At 34.5% G+C, this 21,597-nt stretch carries 18 protein-coding genes and 1 riboswitch; of the genes, 13 read left to right on the plus strand and 5 right to left on the minus strand.

What is annotated here, in order from left to right:
- Positions 1 to 71 precede the first annotated feature (71 nt).
- The 7 genes from corA (at position 72) to BMW37_RS11835 (ending at position 7,676) form a co-directional block, all read left to right on the plus strand.
- Positions 72 to 1,022, plus strand: coding sequence for a magnesium/cobalt transporter CorA (corA, locus tag BMW37_RS11805; protein WP_093321369.1), 951 nt, complete (start codon positions 72 to 74; stop codon positions 1,020 to 1,022).
- A 145-nt stretch (positions 1,023 to 1,167) separates the two neighbouring features.
- A complete protein-coding gene (locus BMW37_RS11810; RefSeq protein ID WP_093321371.1) occupies positions 1,168 to 2,211 on the plus strand; it encodes a rod shape-determining protein in 1,044 nt (347 codons plus the stop codon).
- 39 nt (positions 2,212 to 2,250) lie between these two features.
- Positions 2,251 to 3,192, plus strand: coding sequence for a rod shape-determining protein MreC (mreC, locus tag BMW37_RS11815; RefSeq protein WP_093321374.1), 942 nt, complete (start codon positions 2,251 to 2,253; stop codon positions 3,190 to 3,192).
- A complete protein-coding gene (gene mreD / locus BMW37_RS11820) occupies positions 3,189 to 3,677 on the plus strand; it encodes a rod shape-determining protein MreD (RefSeq protein WP_093321377.1) in 489 nt (162 codons plus the stop codon). Before mreC ends, mreD begins: the two co-directional genes overlap by 4 nt.
- Positions 3,678 to 3,902: 225 nt before the next feature.
- On the plus strand, positions 3,903 to 4,466 hold the full coding sequence (locus BMW37_RS11825) for a Maf family protein (RefSeq protein WP_093321381.1): 564 nt from the start codon (positions 3,903 to 3,905) through the stop codon (positions 4,464 to 4,466).
- 1,121 nt (positions 4,467 to 5,587) lie between these two features.
- A complete protein-coding gene (locus BMW37_RS11830; RefSeq protein ID WP_093321385.1) occupies positions 5,588 to 5,923 on the plus strand; it encodes a DUF485 domain-containing protein in 336 nt (111 codons plus the stop codon).
- Between the two features lies 1 nt (position 5,924).
- Positions 5,925 to 7,676, plus strand: a complete 1,752-nt coding sequence (locus tag BMW37_RS11835; protein WP_093321388.1) for a cation acetate symporter — start codon at positions 5,925 to 5,927, stop codon at positions 7,674 to 7,676.
- Between the two features lie 208 nt (positions 7,677 to 7,884).
- Here BMW37_RS11835 and thiP read toward each other — a convergent pair whose 3' ends face one another.
- From thiP to BMW37_RS11860, 5 genes are all read right to left on the minus strand, one after another.
- Complete coding sequence (gene thiP, locus BMW37_RS11840) at positions 7,885 to 9,480, minus strand: thiamine/thiamine pyrophosphate ABC transporter permease (protein WP_093321391.1); 1,596 nt, start codon at positions 9,478 to 9,480, stop codon at positions 7,885 to 7,887.
- Complete coding sequence (gene thiB / locus BMW37_RS11845) at positions 9,480 to 10,451, minus strand: thiamine ABC transporter substrate binding subunit (protein ID WP_245711064.1); 972 nt, start codon at positions 10,449 to 10,451, stop codon at positions 9,480 to 9,482. The genes thiP and thiB overlap by 1 nt, the downstream gene beginning before the upstream one ends.
- A 163-nt stretch (positions 10,452 to 10,614) precedes the next feature.
- Positions 10,615 to 10,711: riboswitch (TPP riboswitch) on the minus strand.
- 256 nt (positions 10,712 to 10,967) lie between these two features.
- The gene (gene glmS, locus BMW37_RS11850; protein ID WP_093321395.1) at positions 10,968 to 12,818 is read right to left on the minus strand and encodes a glutamine--fructose-6-phosphate transaminase (isomerizing); all 1,851 of its coding nucleotides are present in this window, start codon (positions 12,816 to 12,818) and stop codon (positions 10,968 to 10,970) included.
- 284 nt (positions 12,819 to 13,102) lie between these two features.
- A complete protein-coding gene (locus tag BMW37_RS11855; RefSeq protein WP_093321397.1) occupies positions 13,103 to 13,396 on the minus strand; it encodes a hypothetical protein in 294 nt (97 codons plus the stop codon).
- A gap of 315 nt (positions 13,397 to 13,711) precedes the next feature.
- Positions 13,712 to 14,314 carry a hypothetical protein gene (locus BMW37_RS11860; RefSeq protein ID WP_093321398.1) on the minus strand — a complete coding sequence of 201 codons (603 nt, stop codon included), beginning with the start codon at positions 14,312 to 14,314 and terminating at the stop codon, positions 13,712 to 13,714.
- Positions 14,315 to 14,763: 449 nt separating this feature from the next.
- Here BMW37_RS11860 and potG point away from each other — a divergent pair, with 449 nt between their 5' ends.
- The 6 genes from potG to BMW37_RS11890 form a co-directional block, all read left to right on the plus strand.
- Positions 14,764 to 15,885 carry a putrescine ABC transporter ATP-binding subunit PotG gene (potG, locus tag BMW37_RS11865; RefSeq protein WP_093321401.1) on the plus strand — a complete coding sequence of 374 codons (1,122 nt, stop codon included), beginning with the start codon at positions 14,764 to 14,766 and terminating at the stop codon, positions 15,883 to 15,885.
- Positions 15,886 to 15,952: 67 nt separating this feature from the next.
- A complete protein-coding gene (locus tag BMW37_RS11870; protein WP_245711065.1) occupies positions 15,953 to 16,906 on the plus strand; it encodes an ABC transporter permease subunit in 954 nt (317 codons plus the stop codon).
- A 14-nt stretch (positions 16,907 to 16,920) separates the two neighbouring features.
- Complete coding sequence (gene potI, locus BMW37_RS11875) at positions 16,921 to 17,766, plus strand: putrescine ABC transporter permease PotI (protein WP_093321405.1); 846 nt, start codon at positions 16,921 to 16,923, stop codon at positions 17,764 to 17,766.
- Positions 17,767 to 17,855: 89 nt separating this feature from the next.
- Complete coding sequence (gene rlmC / locus BMW37_RS11880; RefSeq protein ID WP_245711063.1) at positions 17,856 to 19,046, plus strand: 23S rRNA (uracil(747)-C(5))-methyltransferase RlmC; 1,191 nt, start codon at positions 17,856 to 17,858, stop codon at positions 19,044 to 19,046.
- A gap of 244 nt (positions 19,047 to 19,290) precedes the next feature.
- Positions 19,291 to 20,967 carry a metallophosphoesterase gene (locus BMW37_RS11885; protein WP_093321408.1) on the plus strand — a complete coding sequence of 559 codons (1,677 nt, stop codon included), beginning with the start codon at positions 19,291 to 19,293 and terminating at the stop codon, positions 20,965 to 20,967.
- A 394-nt stretch (positions 20,968 to 21,361) separates the two neighbouring features.
- Positions 21,362 to 21,597: transposase (locus BMW37_RS11890; protein WP_143047636.1), on the plus strand; the 236-nt coding region annotated here is incomplete at its 3' end.

The raw sequence follows: 21,597 nt of genomic DNA on the forward strand, positions 1-21,597 counted from the left end.
TAGAATTTAGACACTAATGGGATTTGTTGTTCAGTTTTTGTTAAATGGAATTAGTAAATTGGGGTTATAGCATGATACATGCATTTACTTTGGAAGATAGTCGACTCAATAAAATAGAGGTCGAAGAATATAATTCACTTAAAGAGGCTATCTGGATTGATTTGGTTGAACCAGAAAAATCTGAACGTTTGAGAATTCAGCGTGAATTTGATGTTGAACTAGCAACACGTGTTGAACTTGAAGATATTGAATCTTCAGCACGTTTCTTTGAAGACGAAGATGGTCTGCATATTCATACTTTTTATTATTTTGAAGACAGTGATGATAGACCGAAAACCTCTACAGTTGCGTTTACAATCAAAGATGGCAGATTATATACTTTAAGGGAAGATGAACTACCCGCATTTAGGCTTTACCGCTTACGCTCTAGAAGCCAAAAAATGATAAGTGGTAACCCATATGAATTAATGTTAGATCTTTTTGAAACAAAAATAGAACAAATAGCTGACGAAATTGAATATGTTTACAGTAAACTCGAAGACCCTAGCCGTATCATTATGGAAAGACGCCAAGGTGAAGAATTAGATGAAGCGCTCTCTTTCTTAGCTGAATTTGAAGATATTGGTTGGAAAGTAAGGCTTTGCTTAATGGATAGCCAAAGGGCGTTAAATTTTCTCGTAAGGAGAGCAAGATTACCAAGCGAACAGTTAGAACAAGCAAGAGAAATATTACGCGATATAGAATCATTACTGCCGTATAATGAGTCTTTATTCCAAAAAGTAAACTTTTTGATGCAAGCTGCCATGGGATTTGTCAATATTGAACAAAGTCGTATTATTAAAATATTCTCAGTTGTTTCGGTAATTTTCTTACCGCCAACACTCGTTGCTTCAAGCTATGGAATGAACTTTGATTTTATGCCTGAATTAAACTGGACTTATGGATATCCAGCAGCAATAGGACTTATGATTATTGCTGGGATTGCACCATATTTGTTCTTTAAACGTAAAAAATGGCTATAATTGCTAGTAATTAAATAAGTAAAGTTAAAAAAAGATTGACTCACAACCTGCACAAAGTAAGATTTTTAGCGTAAAATAAAGCGCTATTTTTGTGACTCATTCATATATCATCAATTTAAAAGTAAAAACAAGGTAACTACCTCATATGTTTAAAAAAATTCGCGGACTTTTTTCAAATGACCTTTCAATCGATCTTGGTACAGCCAATACATTAATTTATGTAAGAGATCAAGGGATCATCCTAAATCAACCTTCTGTTGTTGCCATCAGACAAGATAAAGTAGGTACAGCAAAAAGCGTCGCTGCTGTTGGTGCGGCTGCAAAAGATATGTTAGGTCGTACGCCTGGTAATATTGCAGCTATTCGCCCAATGAAAGATGGTGTAATTGCTGATTTTTTTGTTACTGAACAGATGCTTCAACATTTTATAAAAGAAGTCCATAGCAATAGTTTTATGAAACCAAGCCCAAGGGTACTTGTTTGTGTGCCTGTAGGTGCAACTCAGGTTGAAAGAAGAGCGATTAAAGAATCAGCTCAAAGTGCTGGCGCAAGAGAAGTCTTTTTAATTGAAGAACCAATGGCGGCTGCGATTGGTGCAGGACTGCCTGTGTCTGCTGCAAAAGGTTCGATGGTTGTAGATATAGGTGGTGGTACAACAGAAGTTGCTGTTATTTCATTAAATGGCGTTGTTTATTCTTCATCTGTAAGAATTGGTGGAGATAGATTTGATGAAGCAATCATAAGTTATGTACGCCGCAACTATGGTTCATTAATTGGTGAGTCTACTGCTGAAAAAATTAAACATAAAATTGGCTCAGCTTTTCCAGGCGATGAATTGTTAGAAATTGAAGTAAGAGGGCGTAACTTAGCTGAGGGCGTACCTCGTGGGTTTATTTTAAACTCTAATGAAATTTTAGAAGCTCTACAAGAACCTTTAGCAGGTATTGTCAGTGCAGTTATGGCCGCATTAGAACAATGTCCGCCTGAATTAGCATCTGATATATCAGAACATGGTATGGTGCTAACAGGGGGGGGGGCTTTGTTACGTAACTTAGATAGATTATTATCTGAAGAAACTGGTATTCCTGTTATTGTAGCTGAAGACCCGTTAACTTGTGTTGCTCGTGGAGGTGGTAAAGCCTTAGAACTTATTGATATGCATGGTGGCGATTTATTTAGTGAAGACTAAGATATTTTTCATTTTGCTTGCATGGTAATCTAATACGTTATGAAGCCAATATTTAGTCGTTTACCTTCATTGCCTTTAAGACTTTTTGTCCTATTGCTTATTGCCCCTGCGCTGATTATAGCTGACTCTCATTTTGCTTTTTTTGCTAAAGTGAGAGGATACCTTGATACAGCAGTGAGTCCTTTTTATTTTTTAGCCAATACGCCAAAAGATATTCTAGATAGTGCTTCTGAAAATTTAACAACAAGGACAGCTTTGATAGAAGAAAATAGGCGATTAAATGAGCTACTCCTTAGGCAGAAAAGCGATCTGCAACTTCTAGGTCAATTCAAACAAGAAAATAATAGGCTACGCCAACTTCTTGGCTCACCTTTGCGTAAAGATGAGCAAAAAATGGTGACCCAAGTACTTGCTGCTGAAACTGATCCATATTCTAATTTAATTATCATAGATAAAGGCACAGATCAAAATGTATTTGAAGGACAACCCGTTATAAGTGATCAAGGGGTTGTGGGCCAAGTTATTGGCGTAAATAAATATTCAAGTCGAGTTTTGCTTATTTGCGATTCATCTCATGCAATTCCGATTCAGGTACTTAGGAATGATATCCGAGTGATTGCATCTGGAAATGGCTGCAACGAAATGCTTGAGCTTGAACAATTACCTAGAAATATCGACATACGGGTAGGGGATGTTCTTGTGACTTCAGGATTAGGAGGAAGATTTCCTGAGGGATACCCAGTTGCAATTGTTTCTTCTGTCGGCATTGATAGATCTAATGCTTATGCAGTAGTTAAAGCGAAACCAACTGCAGAACTTCAAAGGCTGAGATATTTGCTGTTGCTTTGGGGAAATGATGCTCCAAGAAATACGCCTTTATCCCCAAGTGAGGTTGAGCAGGCGACTAGCGAGCGCTTTACACATAATACTAAGGTTATTTCCAACCTAGAAGAGATGAATCACTCGGTAGACATTCAATGATATTTTTAAGACGGTATAGTTGGATTATTATCACGCTGAGTTTTTTATTTGCTTTTATTTTACAAAGCATGCCATGGCCTAGCAATCTCAATATGCTAAGACCATCTTGGGTACAGCTTATATTAATCTATTGGGTAACTGTTACCCCACACAGGGTTAATGTCGGAATTGGTTTTCTAATTGGACTAATTTTAGATTTGTTTTTAGGCTCTACCCTTGGTATAAGGGCTTTAACCTATGGATTATTAAGCTTTGTATGCGTTCTTATTCATAAGTTCATGCGTAACATAGCACTTTGGCAACAAATATTTTTTATCTTAATTCTTTCACTTGCGGTTGAAGTTTTTATTTATTGGTTATCTTTTATTGTCTCAACTGTGGAGTATCACCCTGAGTTGTTCTTCAGATCTATTGTAAATGCTTTATTATGGCCATGGCTTTATTTTTTAATGAATCGTATAAAAAACCATTTCAAAGTGCATTAAAAGATATTTATAATTAAATAATAGGATTAGACTACATGCCTAAATCAAAAATTTATCACTTAAGCCTTATATCATTGTCCTTCAGAGCGGACGTACAAGGCATAATGACATAGTCGCTATTCTTGTGGTGGTGTTTGTTATATATAATGCTTGGTAATCACAATAGGGTCGCCTCTTTTAGGGTATGTCAAATCATTGGTAATTAATTGAATAGGTATAAGTGATATGCAACAGACATTATTTTTAGCGTCAACTTCTCCAAGACGTTTTGAGCTCTTATCAAGCCTTGACATTCCTTTTGATGTTTTACACATTAATGTACCTGAAATAAAATCCCCAAATGAATTACCAGAAACGTATGTCCAACGTTTATCAAGAGATAAAGCAATCGCCGGTATCGAAATGACAATTGGAAAACGAATTGTTATTGGTGCTGATACGATAGGTGTATTAGATGATCTAGTATTAGAAAAACCACGAGATGAAAGTGATGCAATATTGATGCTTAAACAGCTTTCAGGCCGTACACATACGGTATTGACTGGTCTAACTGTTGCGACAGAAACAAAAAGTATCACAGATGTGATAAAAGCAGAAGTTACGTTTCGGAAATTGAGTGAGGAGGAAATTATTAAATATGTTGCGACTAAAGAGCCCTTAGATAAAGCAGGTTCATATGGCATTCAAGGACGAGGCGGTGCATTTGTAAAATCAATAAATGGTAACTATCAAGCGATTATAGGATTACCATTAGCCCATTTAATTGAAATGTTATCAGACATAAAATAATTTAACCTACTTTCAATTTACATGCCTTATAAAGCAACGGATTACTAGCTATCCTACAAAATCTTTAAATTGTTTTCACATAAGTATTGTTATTACAATCTATTTAGCTGTTTTTTGTCGTGTACTTTCTTATCCTATATATTACTTGATAATAGATATTGGCACGTCACGAATTTTCTGCAGAATAATAAGGCGACAAAAAACGACCTCCCAAAGCTTCTTTTTAGCTTGGCATAAAATGCACCTTTGAACCTGTTAAGAAGGCTTAATATTGACACTTAGGGCGGATAATTAATAGATGAACATAGTGATATTACTCATCAAATTCGATTAATTTCGGTTCAAAATTTTCACAGCCTTTAGCGAATATTGGCGACATCATTATTTTGGATTAATTAAAAATATTAAATATATCTCGTATAAATATTAATATGTGTTAATGCTGTCATGATCTAGCAATCATTGAAACTTTTTAGGAATACCTTTAAATAAGAATTGCACACATTTTTATCTTAAAGTTAATGTGGATAGGGAAGGTTTAAGTATAAACGTGTTTTCAGAGAATAAATATAATAGTTAAATTGCCACAAGTAATTTGTTGATTATATATCTAAATTATTGAATGGATTATCTAATGCATAATTCATTAGTGCTATATATATAATGAGTCTTAGTTTGGTAAGGGGAACTCAAAATATATATAGCGTTAATTCATCTTACACATGTAAAAATATTAATACAATCAAATACATTAAATATTACCATAAAATACTTCCTGTATCTTTTTAACACAATTGGAAATAATAATGATTTATTTTCAATCATTTATATTTATACCTAAAGGTATGCAGGGTATTCGTTTGGCTTACTCATTACTATCAATCATGCTACATCATTCAATGCAATAGGATTATATTAAGTTCTATCTACAAGCTTAAATTTTGCATGAGTGTAAATAACTTGTTAAATTTGTGATCTTCTTTGCAAAATCTAGTTAAACTTTAACGAAATTTTAAAAAACTCAGTATGATAAAAAATCACTATTTAATTAAATGGTTAGGGCCTTTTTCAATTCTCAAATGAAAAAAATCGACAATAATGGTTTTTATATTGGAGGCTGTATGAGTAGCAAAATAAAAGAAGATCTTCTTGTAAAACAAATCAAGCATAATAGTTTATTTCTTTCTTTGGTCAAAAAACGCAATCGTTTATCTTTAATCCTTACCACTATCATGCTGATTACTTATTTCGGATTTATTGGTTTAATTGCATTTAATAAAGCATTTTTAGCGAAGCAGATTGGTGATAGTGTTGTCACAATAGGATTGCCAGTTGGATTTGCCATGATATTGATCTCTATATTACTTACTTGGATATTTGTACGAAAGGCTAATGGTGAGTTTGATGCGATGCGTGATGAATTACTTACAAGTCTTGATGTAAAGAAGGATGTTTGACATGAAAATAATTAAATTAGCTTTATTAATTTTTGTTACCAGTTTAAGTCAAATGGCCTTTGCAGATGGAATTGATTTGGTAAGGGTGGAAAAACAACCTCTAAATCTACCCGCAATAATAATGTTTGGATTATTCGTTGCTTTTACACTAGGGATAACAAAATGGGCAGCAGGAAGAACTAAAACAGCTTCAGATTTTTATACGGCAGGAGGAGGAATAACGGGTTTTCAAAATGGATTAGCAATTGCTGGTGATTATATGTCAGCGGCTTCATTTTTGGGGATCTCTTCCATGGTTATGCTAAGCGGCTTTGATGGTTTAATCTATTCAGTAGGTTTTTTAGTTGGCTGGCCAATTATTATGTTCTTAATGGCGGATAGATTACGTAATCTAGGACAGTTTACCTTTGCTGATGTGGCAGGATACCGTTTTGCCACAACACCTGTTAGAGCTTTTGCTGCGCTCAGCACTTTCTTTGTAGTAATATTTTATCTAATTGCCCAGATGGTCGGCGCCGGAGGATTGATAAAGTTATTATTCGGTCTACCATATAATTATGCAGTTATTCTTGTGGGGGTGCTGATGATTATATATGTATTATTTGGTGGAATGACAGCAACAACTTGGGTGCAAATTATTAAAGCATGCTTACTGCTCGCAGGGGCGACATTCATGTCAGTCATGGTATTATTACATTTTGATTTTAATATACTCACACTGTTTACGGAGGCGGTTGCTACTAAAACACAATCTGCAATGACTTTACCAAGTGTGATAACAGAAGCATCACAAAAAGGGGTTGAAGTTAGTGTCATTGCGGAACAAAAAGGACAATCGATAATGTCCCCTGGTGGATTTATTAAAGATCCGATATCAGGTATTTCTTTTGGTATGGCATTAATGTTTGGTACAGCAGGATTACCTCATATCTTAATGCGTTTTTTTACAGTACCGAACGCCAAAGAAGCCAGAAAATCAGTATTTTGGGCAACAACATGGATTGGATATTTCTATATTCTAACTTTTATAATAGGGTTCGGTGCTATTTATTTTGTTGCGGCCCATCCTGAATATCTTGATCCAAGCAATCCCGGACAGTTAATTGGCAATAATAACATGGCAGCTGTACATCTTTCACACGCAGTAGGAGGAAATTATTTCTTAGGGTTTATGTCAGCAGTTACCTTTGCAACAATTCTTGCTGTAGTCGCTGGATTAGCATTGTCAGGTGCCTCAGCCGTATCTCATGATCTATATTCTAAGGTAATCAAAAAAGGTAAGGCAACAAATGAATCGGAAATGAGAGTTTCAAAACTTACAACGTTAGTATTAGGCATTATTGCTGTCTATTTAGGAATAGTTTTTGAAGAAGTGAATGTTGCTTTTATGGTTTCACTTGCATTTGCAATAGCAGCCTCAGCAAATTTTCCAGTGTTGATTTTATCTTTACTTTGGTCTAAAACTACTACTAGAGGGGCGGTTTTAGGGGGAGCAGTGGGACTGATATTGTCAGTTGGTTTGACTATCGTATCTCCAGCCGTCTGGGAAACAATATTTGGAAACCCGGCTGAATCCTCATTTTTTATTTATAGCTCTCCAACACTATTTTCAATGCCAATGGCTTTTATTACCATAATTATAGTTTCGCTTATGGATAAATCACCAAGAGCTATTATTGATAGAGCAGGTTATGACAAACAAATGATAAGAGCTGAAACAGGGATTGGGGCATCAAAGGCCTCAAATCATTAAGAATAATGTATTGGTGTACAGCCGTTGTATTTAATTTGTATCAGCAATAACTATTACTACAATAATCCCCTTGCTATAGTATAGGGGGTATTGTAGTTTTAATTGGCCTTACTAACCAGTGCGTAATTATCTATAGCAATATTAAATATCCTAATGGTAATGAGGTAAAGATAAACACTATTGATATCAAAGATAATTAATTGGCAGATTAATTATTTGCTTGGGTCTTTTTTTCAATCAAGAAAAATAACCCAAGAACTAAGATTAATAATAAAAATGCTGTTGCGTCAGCTTGATTAGACTGATAACTTCCTAACTGTAAAAATAACAAATATGGAAGTGTTAGAAAACCATTACCACTACTTTGAGTGCCTAAAAAAGCCATAACACCAATATCTCCTAACGAGAGCGTTAAAGAAAATGCGAATGCTTTTTTAAAGTGTGTAATATTTGCTTTGAAATCTATTATCCACCAACGATTTATCCCCTTAATATTATTCTGCATACATAATAAATGGTATTCACGTGCTGTATTAGTGAGGTATGGATAGAGTAGGTTTATGACAAACGGAAGTGCGAGTAACCCGTTGACTAGGCTGACTAAAAAATAAGGCGAAGATAAAATCGAGTGATTAAGCTTAAATTTAAAAAGCAATAAATAAATGCCAGTGGCAATGATTAAACTTGGCATGATAAGCGCAATTGATCCAGTGCTGATATATAAATTAGCAATAATAGGTCGTTTTAGTAATAGGGATTGTCGAGCTGTCCATATTAAAAGATTTGCAAGTAATAAAGCCAATAATGCAGCTATCAACCCAATTATTAATGAATTGCTTAAAGCTATTAGTAATTTCATAGACAATAAAGATTGCCAGAATGTAGGGTTCATACCAGAAATTATAATCGAAATTAGTGGTGGTAAGATTAATAAGCATGCTAAAAATATTAAAGAATAATCTATGATAATCAAAATTTTGTTCTTGGAAATGGCAGACCAATCGGACGAAGAAGTTTTAATTGTTTCTTGCTTGAAATGCTGTGAAATGAGAAGCAAAATCATGCAAATAGCGATTTGGACTAATCCTAAATAGGCAGCTCTACTAAAATCATAGTCATAGGTTAACGCTTGGAATATTGCAAGTTCAATTGTTGTTGTTTTAGGTCCGCCTCCTAGGGTTAAGACAACACTAAAGCTGCTAAAGCATAAAGTGAAAATAAGCACACTTACTGAGAAAATTTGTTTTTTTAAAAAAGGCCATTCGATTAACCTAAACGTATCAATTAATGTGAAATTCAGTTGAGCGGCTAACTTGCGTTGCGTAGCTGGGATAGCCTTTAACGCTCTATATATCAGTAAGCAAGCAAAGGGTAGGTTGAAAAAGATATGAGCTAGTAAAATACCACTTAGTCCATAAATATTTAAGCTTCCGATTTTAAGGTTTAATAGTTCTTGTAAATTTGTTATCAAACCATTGCGACCGTATATAGAAATAATACCAAATACAACAACGAGACTGGGAAGAATAATTGTCACAGACATTATGTTTAATAATATTGACTTTAAATAAAACTCACGGCGGAATAGTGAATAAGCTATGAAACAAGCAGGCAATACTGACATTATTGTGGATAAAAAAGCTTGGTAAAAAGTAAATCGGATGACCCGCCAAAGCGCATCATCCTCAAAAATAGGCGTGTTATTGCTTAAAGGCGCAAAGTAAAATAGCGCCCAAAAAGTCATAATGAATAGACTTAATAATAAAAAACAAGCTATTTTACCAGGCCAATACCAACGTATCATTATTGGCTAACTGCTTTTTGCCATATGTTAACCCAGTTTTGTTTACCGTCTGCAACTTCAACAGCTCCATATTCAAGAGCATGCTTAGGAAGTGCTAACTGTGCAAATGACGCAGGTTTAGTCGCATCGCTTGTAACAGGGTACATCCAATTTGTTGTTGGTATGACTGATTGAAATTTAGGAGAAATCATAAATTGCATAAATTTATCTGCTAGTTCAGGATGCGGTGTACTAGCTAATTTACCAGCAATTTCAATCTGCAAGTAGTGACCTTCTTCCATATCTACTGCTGCATAGTTATCTTTATTTTCTTCAGTAATATGATATGCAGGTGATGTCGTATAACTTAGAACAAAGTCGGCTTCACCTTTTAAAAATAATGCATAAGATTCACTCCAACCCTTAGTTACTGTAACGGTTTTCTTTGCCAGATTAGCCCATGCATCAGGGGAATCATCACCAAATACTGTTTGCATCCAAAGTACAAGGCCAAGGCCAGGTGTGCTTGTCCTTGGATCTTGATAGATGATAGTCCAAGGCTTATCACTATAGACTAGCTCTTTTAAAGAAACTGGAATTTCTTTTGTTTTATTTTTGTCATAAACGAATGAGAAAAAGCCATAATCATAGGGGATAAATAGATTAGTGGCCCAACCAAAAGGTAAGTCTAGGTCTTGTAAATTGACATTACTTGGCGCGAAGAGACCTGTATCAACAGCTTCTTGTAATAAATTATTATCTAAACCTAATATGATATCGGCAGTAGAATCTTTCCCTTCTTGGCGAATTTTATTTAGGAGTGTTACACCATCAGCAACACCAACAAATTTAACTTCGCATTCGCAGGTTTTCTCAAATTCTGTTTTGATGACAGGACCAGGGCCAAATTCACTAGCAAATGATTCGTATGTATAAATAGTTAAAATGGGGAGCTGTGAGTTTGCAATGCCTGAATATGAAATAGACAACAAGGCTGTTGCACTTAAACTTAATAATAATGATTTGATAGGGAATGATTTAATAAACACAAACTCTCCTTTAAAATTATAGTAAACATCACGACAAAATGGCAGTAATACAGCCATTCATTTTGAAATTTCAAAGGAGTAATGGAAGATAAAGACAATTAAATGAACATTTATCAGACCCAAATCCCTTCGCCAGCATTAACTGGATCAGGTTCGACGAGTATGAATCTCAGCGTATATAAATCGCACCCCGTTGAGCCAATATTTATTCTACGCATTTAAATCAAAAGGTCAATTATTGTATTGTTAAAATTCATCTACCTATACACAAAACCGGTGTTTGAATTAAGTATTATAAAACAAATCGAATTTAGGTATTTGTTATTTAGATTAAAATTAGTTGGTGGGTCGTTGGTATTTACCAATCAGTTCATTTTAGGTAGTAAGCATATTAATCCGACTACTTAATGAGCTACGTTGTATAAATTAAATTACCAAAGTAGCCCATTTAATGATTAATTACTCAACAGTGACACTTTTCGCTAGATTTCTAGGCTTATCGACATCTGTTCCACGCACGCATGCAACATGATATGCGAGTAATTGTAGGGGCAGGGTATGTAAGATAGGTGATAAATCTCCATAAACCCCAGGTAGACGAATAACGTGCATACCACTAGATTGTTCGATTTTTCCAGCATTATCTGAAAAAACAAACAATTCGCCACCTCTTGCTTTCACTTCAGACATGTTAGATTTGAGCTTTTCTAATAGTTGATCGGTCGGTGCAACCACTACCACAGGAATTTGATTTGTTACTAATGCAAGAGGGCCGTGCTTGAGCTCTCCTGCGGGGTAGGCTTCTGCATGTATATAGCTAATTTCTTTTAATTTAAGAGCACCTTCTAATGCAATAGGATAGTGCATTCCTCTACCTAAAAAAAGTGCATGTTCTTTTTGTGCAAATTTCTCAGCCCATTTTTTAATTTGAGGTTCTAAATTTAACACATCCTGCATTGCTACAGGCAGGTGTTTAAGATTTTTGAGGGCCTCCGCCTCATCTTCTTGTGAGAGTAAGTTTTTTAGTTTAGCTAAAACTAAAGTAAGCAGATATAATGCTGTTAATTGAGTTGTGAAGGCTTTTGTTGATGCAACACCTATTTCAACACCCGCTCTTGTAATATAAGCTAATTCGCATTCACGTACCATTGCGCTGGTTGATACGTTACAGATGGTCATAGTTTTGTGCATGCCTAATGTTTGAGCATGTTTTAAAGCTGCGAGTGTGTCTGCTGTTTCACCAGATTGAGATAATGTTATGATTAATGTATTTGGATTAGGGACACTTTCTCTGTATCGATACTCGCTTGCGATTTCAACCTCAACTCGAATTTTAGCAATAGATTCTAACCAATATTTTGCAGTGAGACCAGAATAATAGCTAGTTCCACATGCAAGAATAAGAATGCTGTCAATTTCCATAAAACGTTTTCTTGCTAATAGTCCGAACAATTCAGGCTCAATTGAATCTATATCATGTAGCGTATCGGCAACGGCTCTAGGTTGTTCAAATATCTCTTTTTGCATGAAATGACGATAAGGTCCCAAATCTGTATTTACTGATTGGCTATGGACCGTGTGTATTGTTCTTTGAATTTGTGAACCAGTTGAATCAAAAACCCAATATTTATTAGTTTGGATATCAACAATATCCCCATCTTCTAAATAAATAATTTGGTCAGTAATACCAGTTAATGCTAATGCATCAGAAGCTAAATAATGCCCAGAGATGTGATTGGGATCAGCAGGTAATCCTAGTACCAAAGGAGAACCATGTCTTGCACCAATAATTCTATGCGGTTCAGCCCGACTCATTACAGCAAGAGCATAAGCGCCTTTTAAATACCCAGTAGCTTGCTGTACAGCGCAAAGCAGATCATCTACATATAAATAATTTATTAAATGTACAATTACTTCAGTATCAGTTTGACTTTCAAATTCAAACCCTTTTTCAATCAGCATACTTTTCAGTTCATCATGGTTCTCAATAATACCATTATGAACTAATGCAATGTTAGGATATGTTTGATCCTCGTGCCTAGAAAAGTGAGGGTGGGCATTATTTGTTGTTGGCGCACCATGTGTAGCCCATCTTGTATGAGCAATACCAGTTAAACCGGTGATTTTTGCTTCATTGATTAATTCGACAAGTTCACTAACACGTTCAGTTGTCCTTGTGCGATGTAGTTCCCCATTAGCATAAACAGCAATACCACATGAATCATAGCCTCTATATTCTAGTCGGCTAAGCCCATCTGTTAAAATAGTTGTAATATCATTTACAGCAACAGCCCCAACAATTCCGCACATAAATTAATTCCTATTAGTAATTATTAAATAAAAAAAACAGTAATTGAGTGTATTGTAATTGTGTGGAGTTGAACTTATTAATCTTTTTAATATTTAAAATGAAATAATAAATCATTTGTTTTAAGATTTGAATGTTTATTTTATTTTTGCTTGGTATTTGAAATTATATTTAACTTGCTTGATTTACTAATTAAAATTGGATGGAGTAGTTAAATGATAATAGAAAGAACTAAACAAAAAAAAGCGCCCTAATGAGCGCTTTTTAAACTGAAAAATTGAACCAATTACTGTGTATTTCTTAGAATATCAGCCATGCAAATTTGAGCACTTTGTGCTGATGCTGTTAAGAAGTCTTGCGTTTTTGTTTTATATATTTCAGTAAACTCGGTGGCACCTAATTTTTCTTTCAATTTGTCATATGTGCAATCGCATAGTTTTACACTAATATCTTCTGACAGACCTGCTGCACCTTTTTGACATTCAGCAGTAAATTTAGCTTTAAAATCAGATTCGCTTTCAGAACAGCCCACCAATCCAAGGGCAAAAATTGAAGCAAGAATAAATTTGGAAAATTTCATATATAATCCTTAAATTGTTATAGATAGAGGTATGTCGTTAAATCATAGAGATAATTGAAATAACTTATCCCTTAAATTTTGCAGTAATAAACAAACTAATTAAAATTTATATGGCTTTTTAATCAAATTTTTTAGGGCACTAAGTAAAATTGCCTAAATACAAGATAGATTTTACTTCACATTAACGAATTAGGCAAAGTTTGTTTAAGCTTGATTTTTCTTAAACAGCACACTGTATTTAAAATGAGTTATGACATCAAACTCAATCCTAACTCAATGCACAATAATAGTAGCGATTTAATAATTCAAATAGTTCTATCTTTTAGACAGAGCTTGTCTTGCAATGACAATTTCTCTATATTCAATAACTAATTCTCTAACACTTTCTATGGTATACCCTTTCAACTCAGCGGTTTTTAATGAATAGAATCGTTTCCCACGTTTATACTTTGACTCAATAAATGGACTAAATTTAAGCCCTAAGTCTGGCCAACCTGGCAAGAGTTGGAAATCAAACCGCCATAATTCATTGCCTTTTATCGTAATAACGGTTAAGTTGATATCTCCAATATATTCAAGAGGTAAGGCTCTTTTCATGTTTCTAACAAAAATGCCTTCTTCACTTAATGTCATGATTGGTTTTGTTTTATTAAATATGCCTTGATAGGCAAAAAAAGCTAACACTATGGTTATACTTAGTAGTCCAATTAATATCAATGTGTTAGTAATCATGCTATAGGTATCCAGCGGGTAGGCAAAAATAAATAAGCCTGTCATGCCACTAAAAATAACAGCTAAATAAAGCAAACTATAAGCACCATGATCTGGAATGAAATCAATTTTTGCTGTGGGTTGTTTTGCACGCATTTGAAGCGCTTCTAATTGATAACTTTCTTGAGGGGAAAGAGAATTATTCATTGTAAAATTCCTGCTAGGGTTAAGTCTGTTGATAAACATTTGTTAAATGTTGTATTTAATACTGGTCTGATAAAAAATATGATTAATTCTTATGTGGGGTGCGTAGAATAAATAAAATTCACCTTCTATTTACTTTAAACATAGCCACCATAATTTATAAAAGGTGAAGTATAGTTAAAAGTAGCTCTAAAAATCAAAATTTGAAACTATGATAGCTTGAATAAGTTACATTTTAAACTAAATATTAATATTTTAAATAATTACGATATTAAAATGCTTAAAAAATAAGCATAAGAATGGAAAAAGTGATTTTTTTTTTGCTATTTTTTTTAATAAGGATAAAGTGCGCTTTCGCGTGTAATACGTGGTAAAGGGCGGTTTGTGAAAATTAATTAATATTTTTGCAAATAAGTAATTTTGTAGCACTTTAACTATGGGAGTTACCCGAATTGACTCAACTACTTAACATAAAAGGAAAGCAATTCTCTCCATTATTAGAAATTAAAAACTTGAATAAAGCCTTCGGTGATCATTATGCCGTGGACAATATCAACTTAACTATCTACCAAGGTGAAATATTTGCGTTGCTAGGTGCCTCTGGATGTGGAAAATCTACATTACTTAGGATGCTTGCAGGTTTTGAAAGTCCTAACTCAGGTGAAATTTTACTTGAAGGGCAGGACCTTGTTAATATTCCCCCTCATAAACGTCCCATCAACATGATGTTTCAATCATATGCTCTGTTTCCGCATATGACGGTTGAACAAAATATTGCGTTTGGCTTACAGCAAGATAAGTTGCCTAAAACGGAAATTAAGTATCGTGTTGATGAAATGCTGAATTTAGTGCAAATGCAGCAGTATGCAAAACGTAAGCCTCATCAACTTTCCGGGGGGCAAAGGCAGCGTGTTGCCTTAGCTAGAAGCCTTGCTAAAAAGCCAAAATTACTTCTCTTAGATGAACCTATGGGCGCGCTTGATAAAAAGCTTAGGGAGCAGATGCAATTGGAAGTCGTTAATATTCTTGAGCAAGTAGGCGCAACCTGCGTCATGGTTACTCATGATCAAGAAGAAGCGATGACAATGGCGGGGCGGATAGCTATTATGAATCAGGGTAGGTTTGTACAAATAGGTGAACCTGAAGAAATTTATGAATATCCAAACAGTAAATATAGTGCTGAGTTTATTGGATCGGTTAATATCTTCCAAGGTATTTTATTAGAAGAGCAAGATGATGCTTACCTTATGGAAAGTCAAGAGATTCCGTTTAAATTAAGAGTTTCAAAGCACGAAGTCGTTGTCGAGGGCGTACCAACGGAAATCGCCCTTAGACCTGAGAAGGTTCGTATTATTGATAAATTGCCAGATGATAGAATTAATTGTGCACAAGGCGAAGTGATTAATATCGCCTATCTAGGCGATCTATCTATTTACCACGTTAAATTGCCGACTGGGTATATTTTGACTACACAATTGCAAAATAGCAGTCGATCAACTGCTAGCGCGCCGACTTGGGGTGACCAAGTTATATTAGAATGGGATATGAATAATGCAGTAGCATTATTAGCTTAATTGGAGGCGGAATATGACAGGTTCTTTGTACCCCGCTTCAGGTTTAGCTGCTAGATGGCAAAAGCTAATGATTTTAGTGAAACAGATAGCTAACCCTAGGCGCTTAGTGATTGGTATACCGTATTTATGGTTACTCATTTTTTTTGCGTTACCATTTTTTATTGTATTTAAAATAAGTTTTGCTGAATATGCAAGATCTCTTCCCCCATATACATCTCTTTTTGAATTTGAAGATGGGGGAATGACTATCAATATCTATTTTAACAATTTTAAGCGCCTTTTCTTAGACGGCCTTTCAAGTGAACCTGCTGAGAATTATTGGCAATTGTTAAAAGACGTTTTTGAGCAAAATTTATATCTAAAATCGTATCTACATTCCTTAAGTATGGCTTTATACACAACTGTGCTGTGTATCTTAGTTGGGTATCCATTGGCATGGGCTATTGCGCACAGCAAGCCATCATCTCGTAATATTTTACTGTTACTGGTGATATTGCCTTCTTGGACTTCATTTTTAATCCGCATTTATGCACTCATGGGGATTTTAAGTGATAAAGGGATACTTAATAACACATTACTCTGGCTCGGCGTAATTGACGAACCTATCGCGATTTTGCGTACCAATACAGCTGTGCTTACAGGCATGGTGTATGCTTATTTACCCTTTATGGTACTGCCGATTTATAATGCAATTATAAAATTAGATTATACCTGCGTTGAAGCAGCGCAAGATCTAGGAGCTAAGCCTTTTACAATTTTCAGACGGGTGATGTTTCCATTAACATTAAACGGTGTAATAGCAGGTTCAATGTTAGTCTTTATTCCAACTGTCGGAGAGTATGTTATCCCTGAATTATTAGGTGCTTCTGATAATTTATTGATTGGTGGTGTATTGTCATTGGAATTTTTCAATAACAGAGATTGGCCTATGGCCTCAGCTTTAGCTGTGATTATGCTAATTATTTTAATTGTACCAATCATTGCATTCCATCGATATCAACGTCGGTCACTTGCTAACTAGAGGAGCGTATAATTATGTCACAATTACCGGTTGTTCGCTCGTATTGGCGCTATGTAATTTTGTTTATTGGTTTCACATTTTTATATGCACCAATGCTGTTTTTGGTTATTTATTCGTTTAACAGTTCTAAATTAGTAACAGTTTGGGCTGGTTGGTCTGTTGAATGGTATTTTGAGTTATTCAAAGATAAGGAATTGCATCAAGCAATAGGGCGTAGTTTGACCATTGCATTTACAGCTGCGATTGTTGCTGTGATATTAGGGTTAATGGCGGCTATTGTACTTGTTAGAATGGGGAAATTTAAAGGAGAAAATGGATTTGCGTTTATGATAACAGCTCCTTTAGTGATGCCTGATGTGATAACAGGGTTATCTTTATTATTACTGTTTGTTGCATTAGGGGAATTAATTGGATTTCCAGCCCAGAGGGGGATGCTAACTATTTGGTTAGCGCATGTCACTTTCTGCACAGCGTATGTTGCAGTTGTTATCAGTGCTAGATTACGCGAAATGGATAAATCGATAGAAGAGGCAGCACTTGATTTAGGTGCCTCACCTCTAAAAGTTTTTTTTACCATAACGCTCCCCATGATTCTACCTGCTTTATTAGCAGGTTTTATGCTTGCATTCACATTATCTTTAGACGATGTTGTTATTTCTGGATTTGTTTCTGGTCCTGGCTCAACTACGCTACCGATGTGGATTTTCTCAAGTGTGAAGTTAGGCGTTTCTCCAAAAATAAATGCACTTGCATCTATAATCTTATTGGTCGTCGGTATCGCAGGATTTATTGCATGGTGGCTAATTGCCAAAAAAGAGAAACAAAATTGGAAAGATTTGCAACGCTCTAAGCATGCATAACGAAATTTAAACCGTTGTATAAAGAAGCCTCCTGCATTAGATTATGCAGTGGGCTTCTTCTATTTTAATCGATTAATTTATAAGTAAGAATGAGTTATATGATAGAGCCAAGTGAAGTGGTGTTGCAGTGTGAAAAATATCAACAGGGCATTTGCCATTCATGTAGTTTGATTGACACGCCCTACAATCAGCAATTATCTCAAAAACAAGCGACTTTAGAAAAAATATTAAATGCATATCTAACGTCCGAAGCCTCTATTTTAGAACCGATATCTTCTGAGATAAGTGGATTTAGGTACAAAGCTAAAATGGCTGTTTCTGGAACGGTTGAAAATATTCACTTAGGATTGATAAATCATACTTTCGATGGTATTGATTTAACTGATTGCCCACTTTATCCAGAGACAATAAGACTTAAATTTCCTTTGATAAAAAAATACATTCAACAAGCTGGGCTTGTTCCTTATCAAGTGAAAACTAAAAAAGGAATTCTTAAGCAGGTATTGCTAACAGAAAGTAGATCGACTGGTCAGACGATGATTAGATTTGTTCTCAAAGATGACTCTAAAATCGCAAAAATGAAAGAACACCTGTCAACGTTATTTAATGATGAAACAATACAAGTTATCAGCGCTAATATTCAACCTGTACATCAAGCTATTTTAGAAGGTCCAGAAGAGATAATCCTAGGTGAACATAATGCTATCACTGAAATATTCAATGACATTTCTTTATTCATCAAACCCAAAAGTTTCTTTCAGACGCATCCTGTTTTAGCTGAAAAGCTTTATGCAACGGCAGCAAAGTGGGGGAGTCACTCTGAAGCTCTAACTATTTGGGACTTATTTTGTGGTGTGGGCGGCTTTGGATTGCATGCGCTAAAGGCATTGCAAAAAATAAGTCAAAATAATGTGTCGTTAGTTGGGATCGAAATAGAGCCAAATGCTATTGAAAGTGCAAAAAAAAGTGCATCGGAACTTGGACTTAAAAATGTCACTTTTGACGCTTTAGATTCAACTCTGTTCACAAGTCAAAATAGACAATCACCCAACTTATTAATTGTTAATCCACCAAGAAGGGGACTTGGAAACAAACTTGCTGAGGCAATTAATCAGCTTGAAACAAAGACAATTATTTATTCAAGTTGCCATGTTGATTCTTTAGCAAAGGATCTTAGTATATTAACTAGTTATAGAATTAATAAAATACAACTTTTTGATTTTTTTCCTCATACAACTCATTTTGAGGTCCTGGTTGAGCTTGTCAAACAAGACATTTAGGTATGATAAATTAGAAATTTGATTTAGTCGTGCGATTATTATTGCCTTTAATATGATGTGTTAGCCAATGTGTATCAAAAAAGGACTCTAATTTTCAACAGCCTCCTGCAGTAAGTTTTTTTTTATGAGGCAATCTACTAAGCCGTAATATCAATATTGAGTTCAATAATCAGTAACTAATAAATATTAGAATAAATGTTTTTTATCATATCAATATATTAATCAATTAAATTAGGGATTTGCCATGCTTATTTATAAAAATTATTATATAGGTTGTTTTGCTGTTTTTTTATTAGGATTGAGCATGTTGCCAAAAATTTCAATGGCATATGAAAAAGACAAAACCTACCGCGTTACTATTTTACACACTAACGATCATCATGGAGCAACTTGGGCAAGTAATATAGGTGAAGCAGGCCTTGCTGCAAGAATGACTCTAATTGAATCTATTAAAAAAGACGTATTTAAACAAGGTGGAGATGTTATTTTATTAGATGCAGGTGATTTCAATACAGGTAACCCTTTTTCTGAAGTTTTATTGGCAGAACCTGATATTAAAGGAATGAATTTAATTGGTTATGAAGCAATGACTATCGGCGATCATGAGTTAGATAATCCACTTTCTGCCTTAAAACAACAAGAGCAATGGGCTGATTTTCCTTTTCTCTCAGCTAATATTTATCATAAAGGCACTAATACTCGCGTATTTAAACCTTTTACTATGCTAAATAAATCTGGCTTAAATATTGCAGTGGTAGGATTAACCACAGAAGATCTGACACGTTTTAGTTACATCGAATATACAGATAACTTAGAGGTGAGATCGCCAGTGGATGAAACAATTAAAGCCATTGATGAATTGCATAGCTCACAATCACCTGATATTACTATTGGACTGACTCATTTAGGATATGACAATACAGCTAAAAGTAACACTAAGGGGCTGGGTGATGTGACTTTAGCAAACTCACTTCCAACTGGAATGCTTGATTTTATTATAGGCGGTCACTCACATGATGCTATCTGCATACCTGAGCCTAATACACAAAGTACTAATAACAAAACGGTTAACAAGTGTTTGCCTGATTTTAAAAATAACATATGGATCATGCAGGCTGGTGAATTAGGTCGGTATGTAGGGCGAGCTGATATTGAATTTATTAATGGTAAAACAAAATTAGTTCACTATGAACTGATACCAGTAAACCATATGAATGAATATTTAGGACATGATGATGCACCTGTGATAGAATTTATTAGTTCACCAATTACGCCTTCTAAGAAGATGCAGGCTTTATTAGAAACTTATTATGAAACAGCAATAAATAAACTTAATAATGATACTGTAGGCTTTGTAGATGAAACTTTAGAAAATATTAATCCTGCTCCTGATCCAAGTGGTAAAAGAAAACAAACTCATTTATCTCAACTCATACTCACTGCAATGATTGAAAAAACCGGAGCAGATCTAGCGATTATTGAACCTCAAAATATTTCACAATCTATACAAGCAGGCAATATTTTATATGACCAAATTAGGTATGCTTTAATGCCATGGGGTGGATTTAGAATTATAGATTTGAATGAGACCAAACTTGTATTCGTTGATTTAACTGCAAAAGAGCTAGAAGATTATCTGAAAGTCATCAATGAAAACCCATATTTTATAGATCAAATATTTACTTTAACTAATCATCCATCACTTCGAAACATTAAGGGCAAAAACATACAACTTGATAAAAATAAAAAATATCGTTTAGCGACATTAGAAGCCTATTCATTAGGTAAAGCTAGCTATGCTCAAATAAATCATCATCCAAATTTTGTAAATACGGGCATGTTAATCAGTAAAGTAGTAAGGGATTATATTGAAAAAAACTCGCCACTGAAAGCGTCTGATTACACACCTCCTATAGAATGAGGTGTGTAATAACTTTATTATTGCTATCACGATGAAATTATAAGCTAAACAATAGCTTGGTTAGTGGTTAGTTATTAATTGACCTTAAATGCTTAAAATTAATAATTACTTTATTAAGATTTTTGATTATAAACCACTCGATAAATAAATAAAATCTTTTTAAATTCAATCTTTTTGAGCAAAATTCGAACGCTTCCCTGAATTGTGTTGCTTAAATTTTTGGAACTGTATCGGTTGTAATATTTTAATATTCAATAAACATACAATTTTATCTTTGTTTGTAGGTGTTTAGATATGAGAGCTTTGCAAATCTGGTTAATAATCATTCAAATTTCGTTTATTTTTTGAGCTGCATGTGATATAATATTTTAAATCATATTCTTAGGAGCGTTATATGTGGAAAAATATTCAACCTAGACTGCAGTTCAAACAAACTAACGTTAAGCAACACAAAGCATTTGAAGAGTTTGATGAAATAAATGCTTTGATTGACTGGGATCAAATAATAATCATACTTAATAAGCTCTTAGAGCAAAAGCCTAACCGATTAGGTGCCGCTTCTTATGCGCCGATAATGATGTTTAAAGTTATTTTATTACAGTCTTGGCATAATCTTAGTGATGTTAAGAT

The sequence above is a fragment of the Thorsellia anophelis DSM 18579 genome (genome assembly GCF_900111395.1).
Classification (GTDB): Bacteria; Pseudomonadota; Gammaproteobacteria; order Enterobacterales; family Thorselliaceae; genus Thorsellia; species Thorsellia anophelis.

What these genes read in the sequence shown, in the direction of transcription:
- BMW37_RS11855 (WP_093321397.1), bottom strand. Translation starts at nt 13,396, where the DNA reads ATGAAATTTTCCAAATTTATTCTTGCTTCAATTTTTGCCCTTGGATTG.
- potI (WP_093321405.1), top strand. Translation starts at nt 16,921, where the DNA reads ATGTCACAATTACCGGTTGTTCGCTCGTATTGGCGCTATGTAATTTTG.
- BMW37_RS11860 (WP_093321398.1), bottom strand. Translation starts at nt 14,314, where the DNA reads ATGAATAATTCTCTTTCCCCTCAAGAAAGTTATCAATTAGAAGCGCTT.
- BMW37_RS11830 (WP_093321385.1), top strand. Translation starts at nt 5,588, where the DNA reads ATGAGTAGCAAAATAAAAGAAGATCTTCTTGTAAAACAAATCAAGCAT.
- BMW37_RS11885 (WP_093321408.1), top strand. Translation starts at nt 19,291, where the DNA reads ATGCTTATTTATAAAAATTATTATATAGGTTGTTTTGCTGTTTTTTTA.
- mreD (WP_093321377.1), top strand. Translation starts at nt 3,189, where the DNA reads ATGATATTTTTAAGACGGTATAGTTGGATTATTATCACGCTGAGTTTT.
- thiP (WP_093321391.1), bottom strand. Translation starts at nt 9,480, where the DNA reads ATGATACGTTGGTATTGGCCTGGTAAAATAGCTTGTTTTTTATTATTA.
- BMW37_RS11825 (WP_093321381.1), top strand. Translation starts at nt 3,903, where the DNA reads ATGCAACAGACATTATTTTTAGCGTCAACTTCTCCAAGACGTTTTGAG.
- BMW37_RS11870 (WP_245711065.1), top strand. Translation starts at nt 15,953, where the DNA reads ATGATTTTAGTGAAACAGATAGCTAACCCTAGGCGCTTAGTGATTGGT.
- rlmC (WP_245711063.1), top strand. Translation starts at nt 17,856, where the DNA reads ATGAGTTATATGATAGAGCCAAGTGAAGTGGTGTTGCAGTGTGAAAAA.
- corA (WP_093321369.1), top strand. Translation starts at nt 72, where the DNA reads ATGATACATGCATTTACTTTGGAAGATAGTCGACTCAATAAAATAGAG.
- glmS (WP_093321395.1), bottom strand. Translation starts at nt 12,818, where the DNA reads ATGTGCGGAATTGTTGGGGCTGTTGCTGTAAATGATATTACAACTATT.
- BMW37_RS11810 (WP_093321371.1), top strand. Translation starts at nt 1,168, where the DNA reads ATGTTTAAAAAAATTCGCGGACTTTTTTCAAATGACCTTTCAATCGAT.
- mreC (WP_093321374.1), top strand. Translation starts at nt 2,251, where the DNA reads ATGAAGCCAATATTTAGTCGTTTACCTTCATTGCCTTTAAGACTTTTT.
- BMW37_RS11835 (WP_093321388.1), top strand. Translation starts at nt 5,925, where the DNA reads ATGAAAATAATTAAATTAGCTTTATTAATTTTTGTTACCAGTTTAAGT.